4 protein-coding genes and 4 pseudogenes are annotated in these 5,518 nt (G+C 33.9%); 1 reads left to right on the top strand and 7 read right to left on the bottom strand.

What is annotated here, in order from left to right:
• Positions 1-151: 151 nt before the first annotated feature.
• From ARSQ2_RS14895 to ARSQ2_RS14890, 5 genes and pseudogenes are all read right to left on the bottom strand, one after another.
• Positions 152-1,754 (bottom strand): annotated as a pseudogene (locus ARSQ2_RS14895) (ATPase RavA domain-containing protein).
• A 122-nt stretch (positions 1,755-1,876) separates the two neighbouring features.
• Positions 1,877-2,408, bottom strand: a pseudogene (locus ARSQ2_RS12945) (MFS transporter); the annotation flags it as partial.
• Between the two features lie 135 nt (positions 2,409-2,543).
• Positions 2,544-2,732, bottom strand: coding sequence for a transposase (locus ARSQ2_RS08095; RefSeq protein WP_181994877.1), 189 nt, complete (start codon positions 2,730-2,732; stop codon positions 2,544-2,546).
• On the bottom strand, positions 2,723-2,965 hold the full coding sequence (locus ARSQ2_RS08090) for a hypothetical protein (protein ID WP_181994977.1): 243 nt from the start codon (positions 2,963-2,965) through the stop codon (positions 2,723-2,725). Before ARSQ2_RS08090 ends, ARSQ2_RS08095 begins: the two co-directional genes overlap by 10 nt.
• Before the next feature lie 12 nt (positions 2,966-2,977).
• On the bottom strand, positions 2,978-3,115 hold the full coding sequence (locus ARSQ2_RS14890; protein WP_181994978.1) for an IS630 transposase-related protein: 138 nt from the start codon (positions 3,113-3,115) through the stop codon (positions 2,978-2,980).
• Between the two features lie 152 nt (positions 3,116-3,267).
• Between ARSQ2_RS14890 and ARSQ2_RS08080 the strand changes: the two genes are divergently transcribed.
• Complete coding sequence (locus ARSQ2_RS08080) at positions 3,268-3,405, top strand: hypothetical protein (protein ID WP_181994976.1); 138 nt, start codon at positions 3,268-3,270, stop codon at positions 3,403-3,405.
• 92 nt (positions 3,406-3,497) lie between these two features.
• Here the strand turns inward: ARSQ2_RS08080 and hemE are convergent.
• Together hemE and nudC are read right to left on the bottom strand one after the other, a co-directional pair.
• A pseudogene (gene hemE / locus ARSQ2_RS08075) lies at positions 3,498-4,562 on the bottom strand (uroporphyrinogen decarboxylase).
• A gap of 105 nt (positions 4,563-4,667) precedes the next feature.
• Positions 4,668-5,447: pseudogene (nudC, locus tag ARSQ2_RS08070) on the bottom strand (NAD(+) diphosphatase).
• Positions 5,448-5,518: the final 71 nt, after the last annotated feature.

Here is a 5,518-nt window from a genome sequence, read left to right as displayed (position 1 = left end):
TCTTTCAATTTGTGATATAAATTTTTCCATGCGAAAAGATCTCTTAATAATATCTTTTTAAGATTAGGGTACTTCTCAAAAAATGACTAATTGAGGTTTGGCCAGTAATGGAGAGTAACATATCAATCGTTGTGAGATTCAACATAGATTATTACCTCATCATCTGCGTTCTTAATTGAGCTAATTTATTTGTTAGAGTTAAAAAAATTTGTTCAATAGTTGCTAGGAAATGATTTTTAATAAAAAAACAAGGTTGGTGATGACTAAATAAAGATTTTTGCTATTGAATTAAATGATTAAGTTGTTCGAGCTTTTCCAGCCATTTATTATCTAATTTATTTTGATCTGTTTTTTCGTATAAATAAAGTGTTGATGGTTTTCTACTTGCATCCAGCACTTGTAATTGATTTTTGCTATTATAGCTGGGCGACTTTAAAATGATTACAAGTAATTACTCTATATCAGTAAATTTATATTGAATAAAAACATATATTTTGTAATTAAAATTAAGACGCTTAGCTATAATTTTTGCTGAAATTAATTGAGTATAACCAATACCATCAAGTTGAGCAGAAATTTTTCCTTCATTTAAGGTATGGTTGATTGAACTCTTATCTATGGTAACAGAATTAACTTTTATATTATGTAAAATAAGAGGCGTATGTAAAAATAATGTTATATTTTTTTCGCTAATTTGCTTGGATACAGAATAATTTAGAATGCGATTGAATAAACGGTTTTCTTTTTTTAATTTAAAAACGGTTTTATTCTTATTAATTTGAGTTGATTGCTGCCATTCATTATGAAGATCATCAATTTTTTTATTGATCATTTGTTGTTACAAACCTTCTTCTATTAATAATGTAGTAATTAATTGTGGTAATAGTTGTAGCGATTGCACATCATGCCAAAGGCAATCTTTAAAGAAAATAATATCTAAAGGTGATATTGCATCACTCCCATTAAAAAAGCACTAGCTTGGAATAAGTGGATAGCTTTTTTCCATCGACGATCAGAAATATAAAGTGATGTAACTAAATTATCAATTTGCTGCCGTAATTGATAAATTATCTCAAAGCAATTATCTGGTAGTTTTATTTCACAAATTTTTACTTGCCACTCTTCATATTCTTCATTACTTATTTGAAGTCGATTGGGAAGAATATTTTCACTTTCTTACTTTTTACTATTTAATAAAGCTCTAAAATTCTGTTTCTTCTGCACCTTATTTAAATTTAACCATAAACGAATAAGAATATGATTGTCTAATGTTTCAAGACTACTATCTGATTCTGGTAGTTCGTTAGAGGCAATGACAAGTAAGCTCATAGGAATATTTTCTTCGTGAAAGGCATTTCTAAATTTTTTTCGTTAATTGCCGTTAACAAAGTATTTAATATAGCAGCGCCAGCTTTCCAGATTTCGTCAAGGAAGATAATTTCGGCATCAGGTAAATAGCCTGTCGTTAAACACTGATAGCGTCCTTCTTCTTTTAATGCTTGAATGGAAAGTGGTCCGAAAATTTCTTCTGGTGTTGAAAAACGAGTCATTAAGGTATTCAAAAGAGTGAACCGTTTTAAAAGCTTGTTTTATTCGCCTGGCTATCATGCTTTTAGCAATACCGGGTGGACCTAGTAGAAAAACACTTTCTTATAATAATGCTGCTAATAAAAAAGGCGAATAGTATGCTGCCGCTCGTACAGGGCAGTTTCTAGATAGTTGCTCAATTGAGCTATTTGTTCATCCAATTGCACATACTCTTCTCCTGTATAAAAAAGAATTATTGCAAATTAATTTATTGAATTTTAGTAAATTCAACAAAAAAAATAAATTATATTTATTTTAGGTTTATCCTATTTAGATGAAATTTTTACTGTTAGGGATCTTTTTTATTAATTAAATTTTGTCCATCTTCTTTTTGCAAAAGAAGGAAAATAAGTGAAGATGACAGAGTAATTATACCTATAGTAATATAATTTATAATGGAAATTATCAATATGATCACAATAAGGTAGCGATTCATAAAAGCGTAAAATTGCAGCGCTACTCGCAATTCCAAAACTGATAGCAAGTTGTTGGGTTACAGCTAACATACTATTACCAGAAATTGCATTGTTTTCTGTCAAATCCGCTAGAGTAAGTGTATTCATAGCGATGAATTGGGTCGACATTGCCGCTCCCAGTAAAAATAAAGGAATTATCAAAATATAAATTGGCATATTAGGTGATTGCAATGAAAATTAAGTAATAATTAAGCCAATAATAAATGTTATGGTAAAAAGTGTTTTTTTATAGCCATATTGAGTTAATATTTTTGTCACAACAGATTTTGCCGATATTGAGCTTATCGCCATTGGCGCCATCATTAAACCAGCTGTAACCGCTGGGTGTCCAAATCCTATAGCTAAGCGACTTAATTTTGATTACACCATATTGAATGCGAACAAAATATCTGTGTCGCATCCGAGCGCTCTTTTTTTGCATTTAGCTTATGCCTATTTATGTTCAATTAGATTAAGATCTGGCGAATAGGTAGGCAAATATTACATCATATGCCCCGCATCGATAATGACTTGTTGAATACTCTGTTTCTTGTGAAAAGTTGCATTATCCATTATGATTACACTGTTTTTAGGAAGTACTGGGATAAGGATTTGGGTGACCCATGCATAGAAAAAATCGCTGTTAATATTGATATCAAATAATCCGATAGCAAATAGCGTTATGCCCAATAAAGCGCCGATAACATTTGTTCTTCCTTTAGCTCCTCAGTTCTTGAGACCAACACACCGTTGACCTTTCGGGGAATAGCCGTGAGTCCGCGGGGTATCGTGTGAAAAACCACTTTCATTAATAAAAACAATATGCTTGCCTTCTTTTTCATACTGTTTTTTTGTTGAAACGTTTTTCGAGTGTTTTCGTCGGCTTTCGGATGACGTAGAGTTTTTTTATAGGTCAATCCCATTCTTTTAAGAGCTTACCAAATAGCTTTCTGACAAACGCTAAAACGCTCTGCACGCTCTTTTTGGTAAGCATCTGGATATTGTTCAACATTTTTTATCAACTTGGATTTATCGATTTTTCGCTGATGCGTAGTCGATGGTTTTAGCTCTATAGTTAGACGACTTTAAAATGATTACAAGTAATTACTCTATATCAGTCAACTTATATTGATCAGTCAACTTATATTGGAAAAACATATATTTTGTAATCAAAATTAAGAGGCTTAGCTATATTTTCCTACCTATTCGCCAGATTTTAATCCAATTGAACATAAATGGACACAAGCTAAATGCAAAAAATAGCGTTCGGATGCGACACAGACATTTTTTTCGCACTCAATATGGTATAATCAAAATTAAGTCGCTTAGCTATATAACACAAAATTTTAAAAAATATATTTAAATAATTGTAAATATTTAATTTAGAGTTAATAATAAATAAAAAATATAACAATTATTATTTATCGGCATTTTCTTTGTTTGGATAAACCTTACTTATTGATGATATTGCTCTGATAATTTGTGTACTGAATTAATAAAATTTTTAGCATGCTCAGGTGGAATATCCTGGTGAATGCCATGACCTAAATTAAAAACATGTCCACTGCCCTGACCGAATTGCTTTTAAATTGTTTTAACTTCAAATTCGATACGTTCTTTTGATGCATATAATATAGAAGGATCCATGTTTCCCTGTAATGCAACTTTATCTCCTACACGAGAACGAGCCTCTTCAATATCTGTCATCCAGTCGATCCCTAGCGCGTCACAACCGGTTGCAGCCATCGCCTCTAACCATTGGCCACCGCCTTTAGTAAATAAGGTCACCGGGACTTTACGCCCTTCATGTTCTCGCTGTAGACCATCAATGATCTGATGCATGTAATGTAAAGAAAATTGATGGTAATCAGGCCCGGTTAATACACCACCCCAAGTATCAAAAATCATCACCGATTGAGCACCAGCCCGAATCTGAGCATTTAGATAAAGAATGACACTTTGGGACAGCTTATCCAATAATAAATGTAACGCTTTTGGCTCCGTATACATCATCTTCTTAATATGGGTAAAAGCCTTACTACTTCGCCCTTCGACCATATAAGTTGCCAATGTCCATGGGCTACCAGAAAAACCGATTAATGGCACTTTTCCTTGTAACGCCTTGCGGATAGCGCGTACAGCATTCATTACGTAAACCAATTCTTGCTCAGGATCAGGAACTGGCAGTTTCTTTATATCAGCCACACAATCAATTGGACGCTGAAACATAGGCCCTTCTCCAGCTGAAAAATAAAGACCTAAGCCCATCGCATCAGGAATAGTAAGAATATCTGAAAACAGGATCGCCGCATCTAATGAAAAACGATGTAGCGGTTGTAATGTCACTTCACAGGCTAACTCGGTATTTTTGCACAATGAAAGAAAATCACCGGCTTGCTGACGAATTTTTCGATACTCCGGTAAATAACGACCGGCCTGGCGCATTATCCATACTGGGGTTTTATCAACTGGCTGCCTTAATAGTGCACGTAAGTAGCGATCGTTTGTTAATGCAGACATCATTAGCTCCATTAAATGGCAATTAGAAATTGCCATTTATTATAGTGTATTTGCCTTTTTCTTGTTGCGTAAATCAGCAACAACTTAAATATAGCGTGATTAATATTATTTGTATAAGTTATTATTTTCTTGCCAACATAAAGCCAGTGTATCTTCAATTAAACCGGCGAGCTATGGTATCAGGAGGCGGTATAAGTGATAATTTATCATGATGATACCAGTCCACACTAATTAACTCATCAGGATTAGCCTGGATTTCACCACTAGCATAATCAGCCAAAAAACCGATCATTAATGAATGAGGAAAAGGGCATGGCTGTGAAGCAATATAGCGAATGTTACTAATGATAATATTAGTCTCTTCTTTTACTTCTCTTGTCACAGCTTCTTCAATAGTCTCACCTAGTTCAACAAATCCTGCTAATACAGTAAATATTGGCTTTTTTTATGACGCCGATGTTGAGAAAATAAGATATGATCAGCACGCCGAATAGCAACAATAATACAGGGCGCAATTTGTGGATAATAGCGCTTATGACAATGACTACACAAAGATGCCCATTTGGTTAAACTGGCTGTCATGTTGTTGCCGCAATAACCGCAATAAGAGTGCGAATGATAAAACTCTGCCAGTTGAATACCGTGTCCAACTAGTTTAAATAGCCCCTCATCTTGACTGGCAATCCATCGCCGCGAAGACATATCCGTTGGTGATTTTGCTATAATTAACCAAATCGTTTCCGCTTGCTATTCACCAATAGGGAGTCCCTCTTTTCTTGTTAGCAACCAAAATTGGGCGGAACCTTTGGGTAAATCACCATTTAGCAACCAAATTCGACCACCAGTGTAATGGTCAACAAATTCTGTAGAAGATCTAAGGGGCATTCTTTAGTTCATGATATTTTTAATGTGGCGTTAAATAACCAATCGTTGAATGGCGTCGATAATAATTATAA

It is taken from the genome of Arsenophonus endosymbiont of Bemisia tabaci Q2 (assembly GCF_902713415.1).
Lineage (GTDB): Bacteria > Pseudomonadota > Gammaproteobacteria > Enterobacterales > Enterobacteriaceae > Arsenophonus.
The sequence above is the reverse complement of the archived record's forward strand: the minus strand, read 5'-3'. Positions and strand labels throughout refer to the sequence as shown.